The organism is Klebsiella scottii, assembly GCF_036561945.1.
GTDB lineage: Bacteria > Pseudomonadota > Gammaproteobacteria > Enterobacterales > Enterobacteriaceae > Klebsiella > Klebsiella scottii.
The window spans coordinates 2,869,160-2,889,250 of sequence record NZ_JARXNI010000020.1 but is presented as its reverse complement, the minus strand read 5'-3'; the positions used below and the strand labels follow the sequence as shown (position 1 = coordinate 2,889,250).

Here is a 20,091-nt window from a genome sequence, read left to right as displayed (position 1 = left end):
CACGACTGATAACATCTTGAAATGAATTTTGCTAAACCGATTTAATAATTGTGACGGAGGCAACAAAGCGGGCCGTTGAGGACGGCCCGCGGGGGATCAAAACTGGCGATTGAGATCCTGCTGCCAGGGGAGGGCGGTCATGGCGCCTTTGGCGGTGGTCGCCAGCGCGCCGCAGGTCTGCGCCAGCAGCAGCGCGGGCTCCAGCGACGCCAGGTCGGTGGGTATTCCGTTGGCGGCGAGGCTGGCGAGCAGCCCGGCGACGAAGGCATCGCCAGCGCCGGTGGTGTCGACGCTGACCACCGGTTTCGCCGCAAAGTGGATCGTCTGCTGCTGGAAAGCCGCCAGCACGCCGGCTTTACCCTGGGTGACCAGCAGCAGCTCCGGGCGGTAGCGCTGGGTTAAGATGGCGATACCCTGCGCCAGATCGCTGCTGCCGCTGATAAGGACCAGCTCCTCCTCTGAGAGCTTCACCACGTTGGCAAGCGACAGCGCCCTGTCGAGGCAGGCCTGCAGCAGCGCCGGGTCCTGCCACAGGTCCTCGCGAATATTGGGGTCGAAGCTCACCCAGCCGCCGACGCTTTTTATCTTCTCCATCGCCGAGAAGGTTGTGCTACGGCTTGGCTCAGCGCTGAGGGCAATAGAGCAGACGTGGAGCCACTGGCGGGGCGCGAAGAGCGGTAAATCCTCCGGCTGCAGGAAAAGATCGGCGCTGGGGCGCACCATAAAGGTAAAGGTTCGCTCGCCGTAGCTGTCGAGGTCGACCACCACGGTTGACGTTCTCTGCTGCGGGTCGAGGCGCATATGGCTCACGTCGACCCGTTCCTGACTCAGCGTCTGGTACATAAAGCGGCCGAAGGGATCGTCGCCGACGCGACCAATAAATCCGCTCTCTCCGCCGAGGCGGGCAATGCCTACCGCGACGTTGGCCGGCGCGCCGCCGGGACACTGCAGCAGACGCCCTCCGCTCTCCGGCAGCAGGTCCACCACCGCATCTCCGACCACCCAGACTTTTGCGTTCATGCTCATTTCACCTCATTGCTAAACTATATTAAACCGGTTTAGCTTTATTAAAGCATAGCCCTGTGCAGATCGAAACGCCGTGATGCGTAAAGTGGGAGACAGGACAAAAAAACGCGGCGCCAGGATTGACGCCGAAAAATGGCCGCCGGGCGCGGCGGGAATATGCCCGTTTTGCGATCGGGGATGAAAAGGGCGACTTTTCCGATCCAATGGTCGATACCCGTCGCCGGACGTGGAAAGCGGGCGAAGCCGCGTAGCGACAGCAAAAGAGAACGTTGTTCAGGCGCGCAATGCCCTGCACTCCGCGGTTGGCGGGGAAAATACCCGGATTGCCTCGCTATCTCTCTCGATCGCTCATTCCCGCACCAGGCCGGCGCTGTTTAACATTCCCCCGCCTACGTCGGCACCGCGCTACCGACCAGACCGTCAATAATCACCTGCATGACCCCCTGGGAGCAGGGCTCAATGCGTCCCCGCACGCCGTACACCTCGGCTAATATCTGCGGAGTAATAACCTGCGACGGAGCGCCTTCGGCCAGCAGAAGCCCCTCTTTTAACATCAGCACGCGATCGGCATGGCGTAGGGCGATATTAATGTCATGCACCACCACCAGGGTGACGATGTTGCGCCTTCGGGTCTCTCTGCGCACCAGATCCATCACGTGAAACTGATAGTTTAAATCCAGCGCGCTGAGCGGCTCATCGAGCAGCAGCAGCGCAGGCTGGCGGATAAGCGACTGGGCCAGGCCGACGAGCTGCTTCTGCCCGCCGGAAAGCCTATCGAGGTAGCTTAGCGCCAGATGTTCAATGCCCAGCTGGCGCAGCAGGGACATCACCTGCGCCTCGCTTTCCGCGCCGTGCAGCCCGCCGGCCGCGCGCTGGGCGACGATAATCGACTCCAGCACGTGCAGGTGGACGCCCGCCGGCAGCGTTTGCGGCAGATAAACCACCTTTTCCGCCCGCCGGGCAAACGGCAGCGCCAGCAGATTTTCCCCGTCAAGCGACAGCTCGCCCGTCGAGGGGCCCAGACCGGCCATCGCCCGCATCAGGGTCGATTTGCCGCTGCCGTTGGGGCCCAGCAGGGCGGTGATTTTACCGCGCGGCAGCTGCGGTACCGTCAGGTCGCGGATAACCTGGCGCTTCGGATAGCCGGCGCTAAAGCGCGACAGCGCCAGTCCGGTACAGGTGTGCGGATTCATACGTTCCCCCGATGGCGTAAAATGATGCTCAGAAAGAACGGAACGCCAACCAGGGAGGTGACGATCCCTACCGGAATAATGGCGCCAGGGATCAGATTCTTCGACGCCACGGACGCCAGCGACAGCACCAGCGCGCCGATCAGGGCGCTGGCCGGGAGATAAAAGCGATGGTCTTCGCCGAAAATCAGGCGCGCGATATGCGGGGCCACCAGACCGATAAAGCCAATTGGACCGACGAACGCCACCGAAATAGCCGACAAAATGCTGATCCGCAGCAGGGTGGTTAAGCGCAGACGACGCACGTTAATCCCGAAGCTCATGGCCCGATCTTCGCCAAGGCGCAGCGCCGTCAGCTTCCATGAGCTCAGCATCGATAGCGGCATCACCACCGCCAGCACCGCGAGTAAAATGCCGACCTTCTGCCACGAGGCGCGGTCAATACTGCCCATAGTCCAGAACACCAGCCCCTGCAGCGTGTCTTCGTTGGCGACAAACTGCAGCATCGAGACCAGCGCGTTGAAGGTAAAGACCAGCGCGATACCGAACAGAATCACCCCGGAGGAGGCCACCTGCGTCCAGCGGGTAATGCCGTCCAGCAGCAGCGCGGCCAGCAGCGCGAAGATAAACGCGTTGGCCGAGATAAACCACTGGCTGGGGATACCCGGAATGCCGATCCCCAGCACGATGGCCAGCGCCGCGCCGAACGCCGCCGCCGACGAAACGCCAAGGGTAAAAGGGCTGGCCAGCGGATTGTTGAGGATGGTCTGCATCTCCGCTCCGGCGAGGCCGAGCGCGAGGCCCACAATAATCGCCATCAGGGCGTACGGCATGCGGATATCCCAGACGATGACCCGCGTTCCGGCGCTGGCGCCGGCAGGATCGATCAGGGTTTGCCACAGCGTATGCAGCGGCATCCCGGACGGGCCCATCATAAAATCGAGCAGCAGCGAGGTGACAATCAGCACCACCAGCAGCAGCATAAAACCCACACGGCGGCGCACGATGCGGCGATAGTTTGCCATCACCTCCCGTCCGGCGCTGAGGACGCCGATGGCGGATTCAGTCGTCGAGCTCATGGGCGCTTACTCACCTTGTTTCCAGGAAAAGACGAAGGGCAGATCGGGCAGCGAGGTGAAATGGCGCACGATATAGCGGTAACTATCATCCGGATTAAGGCTGTTAAACGTCTGCGGATAGATATCTTTCGCCAGATACTCCATGCCGACGATATTCCACGGATGGTTGTAGAAGTGGTGATAAATCCCGTAGGCCCGGCCGGCCTTCACCGGCGGAATGTCGCTGACCCCGGTCCGCGACAGCAGAACCTGAACCTGAGCGTCCACCTCCTGCTGATTAACCCGGTAGCCAAGCGGCAGAACCTGGCTGTTGCCGCGTTTTGAGCCGGTCATGATATAGGCGTCGGGCTTCATGCTGATAACCTTCTCCAGCGCCACAAAACCGGAGGCGCCGGGCAGCACCTGCGCGCCGATGTTGTTGGCCCCGACCGCTTCAACCAGCCCGCCCCAGCCGCTGTGTCCGTGGGTAAAGCAGCAGGCGTCGCTATTGCCTGCCAGCGCCTCCACGAAGACATTCGCCTTTGGCTCGATGGCCGCGGTTTTCTGGCGAATGGCCTGCAGCTGCTGGCGATAGTAGTCGGTATAGGCTTTAGCGTTGTTTTCACGGTTGAGCACCTGGCCCAGCAGGTCGATGCTCGGGGCGGTATCTTTCGCCGGATTCACTTCGTAATCGACAAACAGCACCGGAATATTGAGCGCGCCGAGCTTGCTGATAATGCCGCTCTCTTCCAGCGCCGGCTTCGCGCGCAGCTGGGCAATCATCAGGTCCGGCTGGCGGGAAATCACGCTTTCAAGGTCAATATTGCCCTTGTCGCTAAAGCCCATATCAAGAACGCTCGCCGACTGCGGCCACTTCTGCTGCAGCATTTTCCAGGTTTCAACATCTTGTTTTTTCGCCAGATTATTCCAGGCGACCAGCCGCCTGAAGGGATTATCCCGGTCCAGAAGCGCCAGCGCCATAATATCCCGGCCATCCTGCAGGATGATGCGCTGCGGCTCGTGCTGGAGAGTAATGCTGCGGCCGTCGAGGTCGGTTACGGTGAGCGGATATTGGGTGGCATAGCCGTACAGCGGAGCGGAGATTAGCGCAGTGAAAATAAGCGAACCTACTGATTTTATTGCCATAATGTGAGTTCCGTTTGCTAATTATAAATATAATGATTTTGATAATTATTCTCGTGTGAAAATAAACGGCAGATATATGAATCGTTGATTTCATAAAATGTAACAACTTTACTGGAATTTATAAGAGTGGCCGGAACCCGCCATTCGCTGATTAAAAAACAGGCAATTAACGTTAAAGGAAGTTTTAAGAACTATCCCTAAAGCCAAACGGCAGCATCTTGTGCCATGCTGAATGCGACTCATAACAATAAGCACGTTAGAGAGGATATTATGAAAAAGGCAATGATTGCGTTATCTGCGATTCTGGTAGCAGCTCCTGTTTTTGCTGCGACAACCACCACACACGCAACTGATGAAACCGTCGCGGCGGCCCATGAAGGGGCAAACACGGCGAAAGAAAAACTGCATAAGGCCCAGAATGAGGGCGATGAGCTGAAGCTCAAATCCCAGCACGCGGCTGAAGGCAAAAGCGATAGCTTAGGCAGCAAGGTCAGCGAAGGCACGCAGAAAACCTGGAACAAGACCAAAGAAGGGACTGAGAAGGGTTGGGATAAGACCAAAGAAGGGACTGAAAAAGGCTGGAATAAAACCAAAGCCGCCACCGAGAAAGGCTGGGATAAAACCAAGCAGGGTGCTGAAGATTTAAAAAAGAAAGTCACTGAGTAATCACTGACTGTTCCACATAAAAGGGCCGCGCAAGCGGCCTTTTTATTTTGCTATTTCAGGCGTAATCCCCACAGTTCGATTAAGGTAACTGCCCCGGCAATATGCCAGGAATACTCCTGGTTATCCCGATACTCACCGTTTCTCCACATTCTGGCGGTAAAAAGGAAATACATCAGGAGGTGGACAATGAAAAAGATTATTTCTCTGGCGGTTATTTTATCCTGCACGTTAACGTCTCTGGCCTATGCCGATGGCCCGAACGGCAACAACAACCCCGGCCAGCAGCAGGTATGGCAAAATGAATCCGGGCACGGAAAAACGGACGGCAATCGTCAACAGGGCCCCGGCAACGGGCCGCAGGGAAAGCAGGCGAACGGCCATCAGGATAGTGGCAATAATCGCGGACCGAATCGCGGCGAGCAGGAGCGCGGTAAGGCTTCGCAGGCGCGCCATGAGCAGGAGCATTTTGCCTGGAACGGCCATGACTTCCGCAAAGGACAGCCCGCGCCTGAGCGCTTCCGCGGCAATGCGTATCGGATTAATGACTGGAACGATCGCGGCCTGCCGGCGCCTCCTCAGGGGCAGCACTGGTCCTATATTGACGGCAACTACGTCCTGATTGCGGCGGCGACCGGGATCATCACCTCAATTCTGGTGAATGGTCTTCTCAACCACTAGCAGTCGATATCCCGGAGCGGTATTCCGTACCGTCTCCGGGAATGCCCGCCGTCAAGCCAGGGACGACGCTGCTCCCTGTCCCCGAACCCGATCCCGATCCGTGCGGCCTGTTCTCTATTTAGCCCATCATCCGGCCAGTCGCTGTAGCCGTTAATCATAAAAGGCCACGACGGTTCGCCGCCGCTTTCTGCGAAAGGGAAATAGCCCGCTCGTTGGCGCGCTTTTTTAATGCGTCGGGCGGCGGCGTATTTTCCCGGGCCGCTTGATAAACCGCTGAATAATCATTAGTAAATAAGATGACGCCCCCCTCAGGAATTAGAAATCCTGCTTGCATTAAACGCTTATCCAGATAAGTTATTCAGTCTGAGTATATTCTTCGTCCTTCAGGTTTTCAGCGCCGCTGGAGCGTGAATTATTGAAGATATCTTTACCCAATGGCTTTTGAGTTGCGGCAAGGCGGCAGCGCATCCCCCCGGAGCTGACATAAGCAAGCGGCCGTACGCCGCGCCCGTCGGGGCTAAACCAGGGATCGTCCTGGCTATTGCCAACGCAGATGCGGCCTGAAAGACAGCGGGTATATCTTATTTCCCGGAGACCGGCATGACAGATTTTGTAATTCCAGAAATAAAAGCAGCTGAAGATGAAATGATTGCGATCCGTCATTATTTACATGCCAATCCGGAATTAAGCCTGGAAGAGTTTAATACCAGCGAGCTGGTGGCCGGAAAACTGGCGGAGTGGGGCTATCAGGTGACCCGCGAGCTGGGAAAAACCGGGCTGGTAGGCTCATTAAGCAAGGGCGACTCGCCGCGCACCATCGGGCTGCGCGCCGATATGGACGCGCTGCCGATTTTTGAAACCACCGACCTGCCCTGGGCCAGCACCGTTGCGGGAAAAATGCACGCCTGCGGCCATGACGGCCACACCACCATTCTGCTGGCGGCGGCGAAGTATATCGCTTCTCCGGCCTGCGAATTTAACGGTACCGTGCACCTTATTTTCCAGCCCGCGGAAGAGGCCATCGGCGGGGCGGATTTAATGATCAAAGACGGGCTGTTCGAGCGTTTCCCCTGCGATCGTATTTTTGCGCTGCACAACATGCCGGGGCTGCCGGTCGGCAAGCTGGGCTTTTACGCCGGGAATTTTATGGCCTCGGCGGATACGGTCAAAATCACCGTTCATGGCTACGGCGGGCACGGCGCCCACCCGGACCGCACGGTTGACCCCATTCTTGCCGGCGCGGCGCTGGTCATGGCCCTGCAAAGCATCGTCGCCCGCAACGTGCCGCCGGGAGAAACCGCCGTTGTCACCGTCGGGACCTTCCAGTCGGGCATCGCCTCCAACGTCATTCCGGAAAGCGCGGTCATGGAGCTGACCGTGCGGGCGATGAAGCCTGAAGTGCGCGATCTGCTGATTAAACGTATCCACGAAATCACCGAGTTCACCGCCAAAAGCTACGGCGCAACCAGCGAGATCGAGGTTTATGACTCCTATCCGGTGCTGACGAACAGCGTTGAGGAGACCGCGTTTGCCAGGGAGCTGGCGCTGGAGGTCTTCGGCAGCGAGAAGGTGCTGCCATCGATCTCGCCGATGAACGCCAGCGAAGATTTTGCCTTTATGCTGCAGGCGCGTCCGGGCTGCTACTTCCTGCTGGGCAACGGCGAGAAGGGCGGAAAGGGCAGCTGCATGGTGCATAACCCGGGCTATGACTTTAATGATGACATTATTAGCACCGGCGCGACGCTTTTCGCCCGGTTAGTTGAAACGTACTGCCGCTGATCTCTGGAGCTCGTAAATAATGAAAAAATCTCTTCTGCTGTGGGTTGCGCTGATGGTCTCAACGTCGGCGCTGGCCGCAGAAAATAAGGAAATTCGCTTTGGCGTCGATCCGACCTTTGCGCCGTTTGAATGGAAGGACCCGCAGGGCAAGCTGGCGGGTTTCGATATTGATTTAGGCAACGCCATCTGCCAGCAGCTGCAGGCCAAATGCGTGTGGGTGGAAAGCAACTTCGACGGCATTATTCCGGCGCTGAAGGCGCGTAAATTTGATGCCATTCTGTCCGGTATGTATATGACCGAGAAGCGCAAAGAGCAGATTGGCTTTAGCGATAAGCTCTATAACGGCCCGGTGTTCCTCGTGGCGCGCAAAAATACGCTGAGCGGCAATACGCCGGAGCAGCTGAAGGGCAAAACCATCGGCGTGGAGCAGGGCTCGGCGCAGGAAACGTACGTTAATCAGCACTGGCGTCCGGCGGGAATTAATATCGTGGCCTATCAGGGCGCCGACAGCGTGGTTCGGGATCTGGAGTCCGGGCGTATCGACGGCGCGGTGCTCTCCGGGATGATGGCGGACTATAGCTTCCTGCAGCAGCCGCAGGGCAAAGATTTCGCCTTCGTTGGCGGCCATTTGCAGGACGATAAGCTGTTTGGCGCCGGGGCGGCCATTGGCCTGCGCAAGGACGACGAAGCCTTACGTCAGGAGATTAACGGCGCGATTGCCAAAATTCTTGCCGACGGAACCTATAAAAAACTGGCCGGTAAATATTTTAGCTTTGACGTCTATTCCGGGACATAATGCGGTTATGCATCCAGCGGGCACGGAAAGCCCGCTTCAGGCTTCCTTTCTCTACTATCATTTCTGACCCTGGCTCGATTTCTCAGGACGCAGAATATAAACGAGACCCTAACTAATTCGAGTTGAACCAGGCCGGGCGCGGGCAACCTGAAGGATGACGGGTCAATAAGGAGTGAACGGCATGATGACACGTCCATTGGGCAAAACCGGATTTTCCATTGCGCCGCTGGTTTTTGGCGGCAACGTTTTCGGCTGGACCTGCGATGAAAAAACCAGTTTTACCATTCTTGATGCTTTCGTTGACCACGGCTTTGACGCTATCGATACGGCGGACGTTTACTCCCGCTGGGCGGACGGCAATCAGGGCGGAGAGTCGGAAACGATTATCGGCCGCTGGCTGCAGGCGCGGCCAGGGATGCGCGACAGGGTCAAAATCTTCAGCAAGGTCGGTTCAGATATGGGGCCTGCCGGGCAGAAGGGACTGGGTAAAGCCTGGGTCCAGCAGGCGGTAGAAAACTCGCTGCGCCGCCTGAATACCGATTATATCGATCTCTATTTTGCCCACTGGCCGGATCCGCAAACCCCGCTGGCGGAAACCCTGGAAGCGTTCCAGGCCCTGCAGCAGGCCGGAAAAATTCGCGCGACGGGCGCGTCAAACCTCGATGCGCAGCAGCTTTCAGCGGCGCTGGAGGTGGCGCGTAAGGGCGGCCTGCCGGCCTGGCAGGTGCTGCAGCCGGAATATAATCTTTATCACCGCTCCGCTTTTGAAGGCGCGCTCTGCGATCTCTGCATCAGCCGCGAGATTGGCGTGGTGACCTACTACAGCCTGGCCTCCGGCTTTTTGAGCGGCAAATACCGCCAGCAGGCTGACCTGACGCAGAGCCAGCGCGGCGGCGGCATCGCTAAATACCTCAATCCGCGCGGTATGCGCATTATCGATACCCTGGAAGAGGTCGCCGGGCAGCACCATGCTAAACCGGCGGAAGTGGCCCTCGCCTGGCTGATGAGCCGGGAAGGGGTGACCGCGCCGATCGCCAGCGCGACCAGCGTAGCCCAGGTTGAAAGCTTTGCTCGCGCCGCCGGGCTGACGCTCAACGCCGCGCAGCTGGCGCGGCTCGAAATTGCCAGCGCCTGACGGCCGCCCGCCGGAGCCGTCGGGCTCCGGTTTTTCCCCGGCTAGCGGTGCGTCGTAACGTTCAGCACCTGCGCGCTGGCGCTCCCCTTTGGCGGCATAAAGGGTCAGGCATCGGCCGTGAGTCTGGCCGCGCGTTTATCGATAATTACGCCGGACTTAAATCCGTCATGGTGCGTTATTAAGGCGGGGCTGACCTGACGAAATATACTCGTTAGGGCTTACCTGTCGTCGGGAATAAAATAATACTTTTGGTTTATATTTAAATCACCCTCCCTCCGGCCTCTAACTAACAATTTAGTGGCCATTTTATTTACCTCATATATGTCTGCCGGTTAATTCACCGAAAACTTGTACAATAATAAGCTGGTTGGAAATTGGCGCTTATCCATTTTGACCTTATTACTACAGGCTGCGGAATTATTTCTTTTGCTTATCGCTTCTCGGCGAACTGTTGTTAATTAAATATTAACTAATGATTTTTAATTAACATTTGTTTTTTATTTTCAGGAGGTCGCAGTGACTGCGCCATTAAAAAAAATTGTCATTGTCGGCGGCGGCGCCGGCGGGCTGGAGCTGGCCACGCAACTGGGGCATAAGCTTGGCCGCCGTAATAAGGCCCAGATTATCCTCGTCGATCGCAGCCAGAGCCACCTGTGGAAGCCGCTGCTGCATGAGGTGGCGACCGGATCGCTGGATGCCGGCGTGGATGCCCTGAGCTTTATGGCGCATGCCAGTAAGAATTATTTTGAGTTCCAGCACGGTTCCGTTATCGATATTAATCGCGACGCGAAAACCATCGTGCTGGCGGAGCTGCGCGATGAAAGCGGCGAGCTGCTGGTTGCCGAACGCACGCTTGGCTGGGACACCTTAGTGATGGCGCTGGGCAGCACCTCTAACGACTTTAATACCCCGGGCGTGAAGGAGAACTGTATTTTCCTCGACAGCGCCGAACAGGCAAAGCGCTTCCATCAGCAGATGCTTAACCTGTTCCTCCGGCATTCGGCTAACCCGCAGAACCTCGGCAAGGTGAACATTGCGATTGTCGGCGGTGGGGCGACGGGCGTCGAACTGTCGGCCGAGCTGCACAATGCGGTGAAAGAGCTGCGGCGCTATGGCTATAAGCGCCTGACCAACGAGGCGCTGAACGTCAGCCTGGTTGAAGCCGGGGAGCGTATTCTCCCGGCGCTGCCGGAGCGCATCTCCTCGGCGGCACGCGACGAGCTGACGAAGCTGGGCGTCAAGGTGCTGACCCAAACCATGATCACCCGCGCCGACGAGCGGGGCCTGCATACCAAAGACGGTAACCTGATTAGCGCGGACCTGATGGTGTGGGCTGCCGGCATCAAGGCGCCGGACTTTATGCGCGAGATTGCGGGCCTTGAGACCAACCGGATCAATCAGCTGGTTGTTGAGCCGACGCTGCAGACGACGCGCGATGCCAATATTTTTGCCTTCGGCGACTGCGCCGCCTGCCCGCGTCCGGAGGGCGGATTTATTCCCCCGCGCGGCCAGGCGGCGCACCAGATGGCCCTCTTCACGGCGAATAATATTATTGCGCAGATGAAAGGCCGGCCGCTGAAATCGTTCGTCTACCGCGACCGCGGCTCGCTGGTCTCGCTCTCCGGCTATACCACTCTGGGGAGCATTATGGGCCATCTGCCGGTGGGGCCGATGATGGTGGAGGGGCGTCTGGCGCGTTTGGTCTACGATTCGCTGTACCGTATGCATCAGGTGACGCTGCACGGCTATGTGAAAACCGGCCTGCTGATGCTCTCCGGCGGGATCAACCGCATCATTCGTCCGCACCTCAAGCTGCACTAAAGGTGAGATAACCTCCCGGACGGCGGCGCAGGCGGCGGTCCGGGAGGCGTTAAATCCGGCTGCCCGTCCCGGCGCTAATCCGGCGACAAAACCCTTCGCGTATCATCCTCTAAAATCAGCCGATTACTGTTTTTGCCCTCGGCGGAGGCGATTGCGCTTGCCTGATTTTCGATAATGAGTATAGTTCTCATTCTTCTTTTTGTTTGCAGGCTAAGTAGGGAATGACCTGCGTTAGTGAGTCGCTCACAGGGAAACAGCGAAGGCGTAGGGTGGGGCTCAGTACGATAAGGCTGAAGAAAACAATATCGGCCAGGAGCTACCATCAGGTCATTGATTTTGTAAAGGATACCTCCTGTGAAATACGCTATCCCGGCCCTCGCGCTGGCTATCTCTGCGGTCTTAAGCGGCTGTGCCGCTACCCATACTCCTCCTGTTACTCAACCGGTTGCCGAAAGCGCCGCCGCTGCCGCCGTGGCTCAGCCGCTGAAGCGCGAGCTGGCCGAAGGTCTCTACGAAATGGCGCTGAGCCCGAAAGGCGATGCGCTGTATGTCGCCAGCGCGGAAGGTTTTAAAGACGTGCAGGGCGGGGCGGTATATAAGCTCGACCCGAAAACGCTGAAAACCATCGGCCTGAGCTACACCGACCTGAAAAACTTTGCCGTCCAGATAACCCCGGATGGCGAAACGCTGTTCGTCACCAACTCGCTTGACGGCGGCATCAGCGCCATTGACACCGCCACCGGCAAAGTCAAAAAGCGCCTGCTGTTTAGCGAGCGCAACGAGAAGGGGCTGCCGTACGGCGCGCGCCAGATCCTGCTGCTGAATAATACCCTCTACGTGGGTGCCGTTGCCGATCCGGCGCAAATCTGGGTGGTTGATGCCAATACGCTGAAGCTGAAAGCCCGGATTAAAAATACCGGCAAATGGATGACCGGCCTGCACTATTCCGCGCAAACCGGGCGTCTGTATGCGGCCAACGGCGGCGGGGAAATCCTCGTAATCAACCCGCGCAATAACCGCATTGAACAGCGCTGGAAGCCGCTGGGCGACAAGCCGGCGCTGCTGCTGAATATCGCCGAAGATAGCGAGACCGGCCGCCTGTTCGTCACCGATAACTCAAAAGCGAAAACCACCCTGGTGCTGGATATTCACAGCGGCAAGGTGATTAAGCAGCTCGACGTGGGCGACTCGCTGGCGGTGCTGTTCAACCCGAAACGCAATGAGATTTATATCTCCCAGCGCGAGTCCGGCAAGGTTATCAGCCTCGACGGCACCAGCTACGCGCAGAAACATCAGTGGGATATTCCGGCCAACCCGAACAGCCTGCTGCTCTCAGCCGATGGTCAGACGCTGTTTGTTACCGTCAAGCAGCCGTTTAATAAAGATCATTCGACCAAAGGTCCGGACAGCGTTGCCCGCATCGACCTGACGAGTAAATAAATAAAATTGGCCCGGCAGCGGGCCCTTTGTTTCACTTCTTTTTCTCCTCCACGGGACAAATTATGCACGTCACTCATACTTCATCTTTCCCGCTACGTAAAACGCTGCTGGCGTTAACGATTGGCGCCATCACCCACGGCGCTGCGGCGGCGGACGACGCGGCCGGCAGCAAGAAAAGCGAAGAGGTTATGGTCATCCAGGCGAGCGAAGGCGGCGACTTTAAAGCCGGCGGCGACCTGGTGGTTCCGGCATTCCTTGATGGGCAGATTGCCCACGGCGGCCGTCTGGGCATGCTGGGCGAACAAAAGGCGATGGACGTCCCCTTTAACGTCATCGGCTACACCGCCAAACTGATCCAGGACCAGCAGGCGCGCACCATTGCCGACGTGGTCAGCAACGATGCGGGGATCCAGACGGTCCAGGGCTACGGCAACTTTGCCGAAACCTATCGCATTCGCGGCTTTAAGCTCGACGGCGACGATATGACTATGGGCGGCCTCGCCGGGGTGGTGCCGCGTCAGGTGATGGATACCCAGATGCTGGAGCGCGTGGAGGTCTTTAAGGGCGCCAACGGCCTGCTTAACGGCGCCGCCAGCAGCGGCGTCGGCGGGATGATTAACCTTGAACCGAAGCGGGCTGAGGATATTCCCACCGCCCGGGTGGGCGTCGACTATACCTCCGATTCTCAGATCGGCGGCAGCCTCGACCTCGGCCGTCGTTTTGGCGACGATAACCAGTTCGGCGCGCGCGTAAACCTGGTGCATCGCGAAGGCGAGGCGGCGGTGGAGAACGACCGCCGCCGGACGACGCTGGCCTCCCTGGGGCTGGACTATCGCAGCGACCGCTTGCGCTCCTCGCTCGATTTTGGCTACCAGAAAAAGACCTTCCACGGCGGCGAGATGGGGGTTAACGTCAGCGGCGTCGACTTCGTGCCCGCGGTGCCGGATAACCGCAAAAACTACGGCCAGAAGTGGGGCTACAGCGATATCGAAAACGAATTCGGGATGGCGAAGGCGGAGTACGATCTCAGCGACAGCTGGACGCTGTACGGCGCCCTCGGCGGCCAGCATGCGCACGAGACCGGCACCTACAGCACGGCGAAGCTGCTGAATAAAAACGGCGACGCCACCGCCGGGCGTCTGGATACCAACCGGATTATCGACGCCTTCAGCGGCATGGGCGGCGTGCGCGGCAATTTCAACACCGGCGCAATTTCCCATCAGATCAACGTCGGCTACTCGGCGCAGATCAAGCGCGATAAAACCGCGTGGCGGATGTCGACGAAAAACCCGGCCATCAATATTTATGACGGCCACGACGTGCCGATGCCGGATAACACCGCTTTTGGCGGCAACTACTTCGACCCGCTGACCACTTCGCGCAGCCGCACTCAGGGCTGGCTGCTGAGCGATACGCTGGGCTTCTTCAACGACAAGGTGCTGCTGACCGCCGCCGCCCGTCATCAGAAGGTGGTGGTGCGTAACTACAGTAATAAAACCGGCGTGGAAGATCCCACTTCGCTCTATACCCAAAGCCGCTGGACGCCGACGGTGGGGCTGGTCTACAAGCCGTGGGAATCCCTGTCGCTGTATGCTAACCATACCGAAGCGCTGCAGCCGGGCAGCGTGGCGCCGAATTCCGCCGCCAACGCCGGGCAGAGCACCGGGATCGCGCACTCGAAGCAGGATGAAGTGGGCGTGAAGGTTGACTACGGCACCGTCGGCGGGTCGCTGGCGCTGTTTCAAATCAAAAAGCCGAACGCGATTTCCGATGCCAACGGCTACTACGGGCTGGACGGCGAACAGCGCAACCGCGGCGCCGAGCTGAACGTCTTCGGCGAGCCGATGCTGGGGCTGCGCCTCAACGGCAGCACGCAGTGGCTCGATCCTGAGCAGAGCAAAACGGCTAAGGGCGCCAACGACGGTAAAGACGCGGTGGGCGTCGCGCGCTTCTATGCGGTGCTGGGGGCCGAATATGATATCAAGCCGGTCGAGGGCCTGACGGCGACCGCCCGCGTTAACCACACCGGTTCGCAGTACGCCGATGCGGCTAACACGAAAAAGCTCGACAGCTACACCACCCTCGATCTGGGCGTTCGCTACCGCATGCGCCTCAACGCCGATCGTAACGAGATGGTCTGGCGCGCGGGCGTCACCAACGTGACCAACGAGAAGTACTGGTCCGGCGTCGATGATTCCGGCACCTATCTGTCGGTGGGCGATCCGCGCACCCTCCGCGTATCGATGAGCTACGATTTCTAAGGCCAAAGCGAGGGGCGGGCCCGGACGGCTCGCCCCTCGTCGCCGGCAACAAACGCAACTGCGGCTTGAAGTCGGACGAGCATAAGTGTAAAAGGACCCCCTTCACTAAAACTGACAGGGGATCGACGTGAAAGACGCGTCAACGCAGTCGGATACCGTAGAACAAAGCGGTCCGATGCTTCATCGCGGTTTACAGAACCGACATATCCAGCTCATCGCCCTCGGCGGCGCTATCGGCACCGGCCTGTTTCTCGGCATTGGCCCGGCGATTCAAATGGCGGGACCGGCAGTTCTGATCGGCTACGCCGTCGCCGGGATCATCGCCTTTCTCATCATGCGCCAGCTTGGCGAAATGGTCGTGGAAGAGCCCGTCTCCGGCTCGTTTGCCCACTTTGCCTATAAATACTGGGGCCCGTTTGCCGGCTTTCTTTCCGGCTGGAACTACTGGGTGATGTTCGTGCTGGTGGGCATGGCGGAGCTGACCGCCGCCGGCATCTACATGCAGTACTGGCTTCCGGACGTGCCGACCTGGGTGTGGGCCGCGGTCTTCTTTATTATCATCAACGCCGTTAACCTCGTGAACGTTCGCCTGTACGGCGAGGCGGAGTTCTGGTTTGCGTTGATTAAAGTGCTGGCGATTGTCGGGATGATCGGCTTCGGCCTGTGGATGCTGTTTGGCGGCCACGGCGGCAGCAACGCGGGATTCGATAACCTGTGGCGTCACGGCGGCTTCCTGGCCACCGGCTGGCATGGCCTGGTGATGTCGCTGGCGGTGATTATGTTCTCCTTTGGCGGCCTCGAACTGATCGGCATTACCGCAGCGGAAGCGCAGAACCCGGAAAAGAGCATTCCGAAAGCGGTGAACCAGGTGGTCTACCGTATCCTGCTGTTCTATATCGGTTCGCTGGTGGTGCTGCTGGCGCTCTATCCGTGGGTGGATATCAAATCTGACAGCAGCCCGTTCGTGATGATTTTTCATAATCTCGACAGTAACGTGGTAGCTTCTGCGCTCAATTTCGTCATCCTGGTGGCCTCGCTGTCGGTCTATAACAGCGGCGTGTATTCCAACAGCCGGATGCTGTTCGGCCTGTCGGTGCAGGGCAACGCGCCGAAGTTTCTCGCCCGGGTCAGCAAGCGCGGCGTGCCGGTCAACTCCCTGATCCTCTCCGGGGTGATCACCTCCCTGGTGGTGCTGCTCAACTACCTGCTGCCGCAAAAGGCGCTGGGCCTGCTGATGGCGCTGGTGGTGGCGACGCTGCTGTTGAACTGGATAATGATCTGCATGGCGCATCTGAAATTCCGCGCCGCGCAGCGTCGTAAGGGGCGGGAGTCGAAGTTTAAAGCGCTGCTGGCGCCAGGCGGAAACTACCTCTGCATCGCCTTCCTGGCGCTGATTCTGGTGCTGATGTGCACTATCGACGGAATGCGGCTGTCGGCCATTCTGCTGCCGGTGTGGATCCTGTTCCTGTTTATCGTCTTCAGGCTGCTGCGCCGCCCGGCGTAACGCCCGCGGCTCCGTCGTCCGGCGGAGCCGTTACCCTTTATTGTGATCTTCTTCGCGCTTAGCGCATTTGCTTAAGGATCTTCTTTTTGTAATCGATTACTTTGTTTGTCGAGCGGTTTTGTAATCGATTACTTTTTGAGGGCGGTCAAAATGGTATCAACAGCTGAAGGTCGTGAAAGTGCCCGCGTACAGCACCGGTTTCTGGTGCCGCGCCTGTCGTTAATGATGTTTATGCAATTCTTTATCTGGGGGAGCTGGTCGGTCACCCTCGGCCTGGTGATGACGCGCTACGATATGGCGCTGCTGATCGGCGATGCGTTCTCTGCCGGGCCGATTGCCTCAATTTTATCGCCGTTTGTGCTGGGGATGCTGGTCGATCGCTTCTTCCCGTCGCAGAAGGTGATGGCGGTGATGCACCTGGCGGGGGCGGCGATCCTGTGGTTTGTCCCGCAGGCGCTGGTTGCGCAAAACGGCGCGCTGCTGATCGGCCTGCTGTTTGGCTATACGCTGTGCTATATGCCGACGCTGGCGCTGACCAATAATATCGCTTTCCACAGCCTGGCGAACGTCGATAAAACCTTCCCGGTGGTGCGCGTCTTCGGCACCATCGGCTGGATTATCGCCGGGATCTGTATCGGCGTCACCGGCATTTCCGATACCACGGCGATCTTCAGGCTGGCGGCGCTGTGCTCCGTGGCGCTGGCGCTCTATAGCCTGACGCTGCCCCATACCCCGGCGCCGGCGAAAGGCATTCCGCTGAAGTTTCGCGATCTGCTGTGCGCCGATGCTTTTGCGCTGCTGAAAACGCGCCACTTCTTTATCTTCTGCCTGTGCGCCACGCTGATCTCCATTCCGCTGGGGACCTACTACGCCTACACCGCCTCATACCTGGCGGATGCCGGCGTGGCTGACGTCAGCACCGCGATGTCGTTCGGTCAGATGTCGGAAATCGTCTTTATGCTGGTGATCCCGCTGCTGTTCCGTCGCCTCGGGGTGAAATATATGCTGCTGGTGGGGATGCTGGCGTGGTTCGTCCGCTACGCCTTCTTTGCCCTTGGCGTCAGCGAAGAGGGGCGCTTCCTGCTTTATCTCGGCATCCTGCTGCACGGCGTGTGCTACGACTTTTTCTTTGTCGTCGGCTTTATCTATACCGACAGGGTGGCGGGAGAAAAGGTAAAAGGCCAGGCGCAGAGCATGATTGTGATGTTCACCTACGGCATCGGCATGCTGCTCGGTTCGCAAATCTCCGGGGCGCTGTATAACCAGCTGGTTGCCGGACAGGCCGTACCGCAGGCGTGGGTCACCTTCTGGTGGATCCCGGCGATCGCGGCGGCCGTTATCGCACTGATTTTCCTTTTCTCTTTCCAGTATCGTGAGAAAGAGCAGCACTAATTATTTCGGAGGTGGTGATGAGAACTATCAAGGGGCCGGGCATTTTTCTGGCGCAGTTTATCGGCGCGCAGCCGCCGTTTAACACCCTCGACGGGCTGGCGGAGTGGGCCGCGGGTCTGGGCTATCGCGCGCTGCAGATCCCGTGCAATCATCCGGCGATCTTTGACCTTGAGCAGGCGGCCGCCAGCCAGACCTACTGCGACGACGTTAAGGGGCGGCTGGCGGATCGCGGGCTGGTGATTAGCGAGCTGTCTACGCATCTGGAAGGGCAGCTGGTGGCGGTGCATCCGGCGTACGACGCGGCGTTTGATGGCTTTGCGCCCTCGGCGCTGCGCGGAAATCCGCAGGCGCGTCAGCGGTGGGCCAGCGAAAAGGTGAAACAGGCGGCGATCGCTTCCGGGCGATTAGGCCTGGCGGCGCACGCCACGTTTTCCGGGGCGCTGGCGTGGCCCTATTTTTACCCCTGGCCGCCGCACAACCCGCAGCTGCTTGAGGACGCGTTTAGCGAACTGGCCCGCCGCTGGCGGCCGATCCTCGATTGCTTTGACGAGCAGGGGGTGGATCTGTGTTACGAAATTCATCCCGGCGAAGATCTGCACGATGGCGTGACCTTTGAGCGTTTTCTGCAGCTGGTTGATAACCACCCGCGCTGCAATATGCTCTATGACCCCAGCCATCTGCATTTACAGCAGATGGACTATCTGGCCTACATCGACATCTATCATCAGCGGATAAAAGCCTTCCACGTCAAAGACGCGGAGTTCCGCCGCGACGGCCGCTGCGGCGTTTACGGCGGCTACCAGAACTGGCTCCAGCGGGCGGGGCGCTTCCGCTCGCCGGGGGACGGGGAGATCGATTTTAAGCGTATTTTTAGCAAGCTCGCCGAGTATGACTATGCGGGCTGGGCGGTGCTGGAGTGGGAGTGCTGCCTGAAAGAGGCGGAAGCCGGCGCCCGCGAGGGCAGCGAATTTATCCGCCGCCATATCATTCCGGTCTCCGGGCGCGCGTTTGACGATTTTGCCGCAGGAAGCGAGGTGCAGGGATGATTCAGGTCGGCATTATTGGCAGCGGGTTTATCGGCCCGGCGCATATTGAGGCGCTGCGCCGGGTAGGCGATATAGAGGTGGTGGCGCTGGGCGACCATAGCCTGGCGCAGGCGGAGCAAAAGGCCCGGCAGCTGAACGTAGCCCATGCTTACGGCAGCGTCGAAAGCCTGCTGGCTCATCCGGGCCTGCAGGTGGTGCATAACTGCACGCCGAACCATCTGCATGCCGGGATTAATCGCCAGATCCTGCGCGCCGGGCTGCACGTATTCTCGGAAAAGCCGCTGTGCATGCTGCCGGAAGAGGCGCGCGAGCTGGTGGCGCTGGCGGAAAAGGCCGGGGTGGTGCACGGCGTGAGCTTTGTCTACCGCCAGTATGCGATGGTTCAGCAGGCGGCCAGCATGATCCGTGAGGGCCTGGTCGGGCGGCTGTTTTCGGCGCACGGCGGCTATTTACAGGACTGGATGCTGCTGCAAACGGACTACAACTGGCGGGTGGAGTCGGCGCTGGGCGGGGCGTCACGGGCGATGGCGGATATTGGCTCGCACTGGTGCGATACGGTGCAGTTTATGACCGGACGCCGCATCACCGAGGTGATGGCCGACCTCTCTACGGTATGGCCGACCCGCCGGGCGGCTTCGCAAGGCGATGCGACCTTCGGCCTGCAGGATGACGGCCAGGGCGACGAGGAGCGGGCGGTGGATACCGAAGATCGGGGATCGGTGCTGGTGCGCTTTGATGACGGCAGCAAAGGCTGCTTCAGCGTCTCGCAGGTGAGCGCCGGCAGGAAGAATCAGCTGACGGTTGAAATCAGCGGCAGCGCCTGCGCCCTGGCGTGGGATCAGGAGATCCCCCAGCGGCTATGGGTCGGCCAGCGCGGGCAGCCAAATCAGATCCTAAGCGATGATCCGACCTTGATGCAGCGGGACGTTGCCGGCAGCGCGCACTTCCCCGCCGGTCATATCGAAGGCTGGCCCGACGCCTTCAAAAACATGATGCTGAGCTTCTACCAGGCGGTGCGCGCCGGGACAATGCCGGATGCGCGCTCCCGGCGGTTCGCATCGTTTTATGAAGGGGCGGACGTGATGTATATCGTTGATGCTATTTTGCGCAGCCATCAGCAGCAGCGCTGGGTCAGCGTCGAGAGGTAGCGTGG

Annotated in this window: 18 protein-coding genes and 1 pseudogene; 14 read left to right on the top strand and 5 right to left on the bottom strand. The window is 59.1% G+C overall.

Annotation, left to right across the window (positions count from 1 at the left end):
• Positions 1-96 precede the first annotated feature (96 nt).
• On the bottom strand, positions 97-1,020 hold the full coding sequence (gene cscK / locus QFI97_RS21240) for a fructokinase (RefSeq protein ID WP_331850712.1): 924 nt from the start codon (positions 1,018-1,020) through the stop codon (positions 97-99).
• 125 nt (positions 1,021-1,145) lie between these two features.
• Between cscK and QFI97_RS23545 the strand changes: the two genes are divergently transcribed.
• On the top strand, positions 1,146-1,277 hold the full coding sequence (locus QFI97_RS23545; RefSeq protein ID WP_438943438.1) for a hypothetical protein: 132 nt from the start codon (positions 1,146-1,148) through the stop codon (positions 1,275-1,277).
• A 138-nt stretch (positions 1,278-1,415) separates the two neighbouring features.
• Here QFI97_RS23545 and QFI97_RS21230 read toward each other — a convergent pair whose 3' ends face one another.
• The 3 genes from QFI97_RS21230 to QFI97_RS21220 are packed head-to-tail and all read right to left on the bottom strand — an operon-like array spanning position 1,416 to position 4,420.
• Entirely contained in the window at positions 1,416-2,219 is an 804-nt protein-coding gene (locus tag QFI97_RS21230) for an ABC transporter ATP-binding protein (RefSeq protein WP_095094755.1), read from the bottom strand.
• Entirely contained in the window at positions 2,216-3,244 is a 1,029-nt protein-coding gene (locus QFI97_RS21225) for a FecCD family ABC transporter permease (protein ID WP_189339833.1), read from the bottom strand. The genes QFI97_RS21230 and QFI97_RS21225 overlap by 4 nt, the downstream gene beginning before the upstream one ends.
• A 57-nt stretch (positions 3,245-3,301) precedes the next feature.
• Positions 3,302-4,420 (bottom strand): ABC transporter substrate-binding protein, encoded by a 1,119-nt coding sequence (locus tag QFI97_RS21220; RefSeq protein ID WP_346431933.1) that lies wholly within the window; start codon positions 4,418-4,420, stop codon positions 3,302-3,304.
• Between the two features lie 270 nt (positions 4,421-4,690).
• Here QFI97_RS21220 and QFI97_RS21215 point away from each other — a divergent pair, with 270 nt between their 5' ends.
• The gene (locus QFI97_RS21215; RefSeq protein WP_095097961.1) at positions 4,691-5,086 is read left to right on the top strand and encodes a KPN_00521 family repetitive protein; all 396 of its coding nucleotides are present in this window, start codon (positions 4,691-4,693) and stop codon (positions 5,084-5,086) included.
• Between the two features lie 186 nt (positions 5,087-5,272).
• A complete protein-coding gene (locus QFI97_RS21210) occupies positions 5,273-5,764 on the top strand; it encodes an RcnB family protein (protein ID WP_095094761.1) in 492 nt (163 codons plus the stop codon).
• A gap of 154 nt (positions 5,765-5,918) precedes the next feature.
• Here the strand turns inward: QFI97_RS21210 and QFI97_RS21205 are convergent, their stop codons facing one another.
• Positions 5,919-6,098 carry a hypothetical protein gene (locus QFI97_RS21205; protein WP_095094763.1) on the bottom strand — a complete coding sequence of 60 codons (180 nt, stop codon included), beginning with the start codon at positions 6,096-6,098 and terminating at the stop codon, positions 5,919-5,921.
• A 266-nt stretch (positions 6,099-6,364) separates the two neighbouring features.
• On the opposite strand from QFI97_RS21205, the gene QFI97_RS21200 reads away from it, so the two are divergent.
• From QFI97_RS21200 to QFI97_RS21150, 11 genes and pseudogenes are all read left to right on the top strand, one after another.
• A complete protein-coding gene (locus QFI97_RS21200; protein WP_331850616.1) occupies positions 6,365-7,543 on the top strand; it encodes a M20 aminoacylase family protein in 1,179 nt (392 codons plus the stop codon).
• A gap of 19 nt (positions 7,544-7,562) precedes the next feature.
• Positions 7,563-8,339, top strand: a complete 777-nt coding sequence (locus QFI97_RS21195; RefSeq protein ID WP_346431932.1) for an ABC transporter substrate-binding protein — start codon at positions 7,563-7,565, stop codon at positions 8,337-8,339.
• A gap of 181 nt (positions 8,340-8,520) precedes the next feature.
• Positions 8,521-9,474 (top strand): aldo/keto reductase, encoded by a 954-nt coding sequence (locus QFI97_RS21190; RefSeq protein WP_346431931.1) that lies wholly within the window; start codon positions 8,521-8,523, stop codon positions 9,472-9,474.
• Between the two features lie 78 nt (positions 9,475-9,552).
• Positions 9,553-9,656, top strand: a pseudogene (locus QFI97_RS21185) (aldehyde dehydrogenase family protein); the annotation flags it as partial.
• A gap of 334 nt (positions 9,657-9,990) precedes the next feature.
• Complete coding sequence (locus QFI97_RS21180) at positions 9,991-11,295, top strand: NAD(P)/FAD-dependent oxidoreductase (RefSeq protein ID WP_095094771.1); 1,305 nt, start codon at positions 9,991-9,993, stop codon at positions 11,293-11,295.
• A gap of 354 nt (positions 11,296-11,649) precedes the next feature.
• A complete protein-coding gene (locus QFI97_RS21175) occupies positions 11,650-12,735 on the top strand; it encodes a YncE family protein (protein ID WP_331850614.1) in 1,086 nt (361 codons plus the stop codon).
• Positions 12,736-12,797: 62 nt separating this feature from the next.
• Complete coding sequence (locus QFI97_RS21170) at positions 12,798-14,996, top strand: TonB-dependent receptor (RefSeq protein ID WP_346431929.1); 2,199 nt, start codon at positions 12,798-12,800, stop codon at positions 14,994-14,996.
• A 127-nt stretch (positions 14,997-15,123) separates the two neighbouring features.
• A complete protein-coding gene (pheP, locus tag QFI97_RS21165) occupies positions 15,124-16,500 on the top strand; it encodes a phenylalanine transporter (RefSeq protein ID WP_346431928.1) in 1,377 nt (458 codons plus the stop codon).
• 150 nt (positions 16,501-16,650) lie between these two features.
• Positions 16,651-17,892 carry an MFS transporter gene (locus QFI97_RS21160; RefSeq protein WP_346431927.1) on the top strand — a complete coding sequence of 414 codons (1,242 nt, stop codon included), beginning with the start codon at positions 16,651-16,653 and terminating at the stop codon, positions 17,890-17,892.
• A 17-nt stretch (positions 17,893-17,909) separates the two neighbouring features.
• Positions 17,910-18,938 (top strand): sugar phosphate isomerase/epimerase family protein, encoded by a 1,029-nt coding sequence (locus QFI97_RS21155; protein WP_346431926.1) that lies wholly within the window; start codon positions 17,910-17,912, stop codon positions 18,936-18,938.
• On the top strand, positions 18,935-20,086 hold the full coding sequence (locus tag QFI97_RS21150; RefSeq protein WP_346431925.1) for a Gfo/Idh/MocA family protein: 1,152 nt from the start codon (positions 18,935-18,937) through the stop codon (positions 20,084-20,086). The genes QFI97_RS21155 and QFI97_RS21150 overlap by 4 nt, the downstream gene beginning before the upstream one ends.
• The last annotated feature ends 5 nt before the right edge of the window (positions 20,087-20,091 follow it).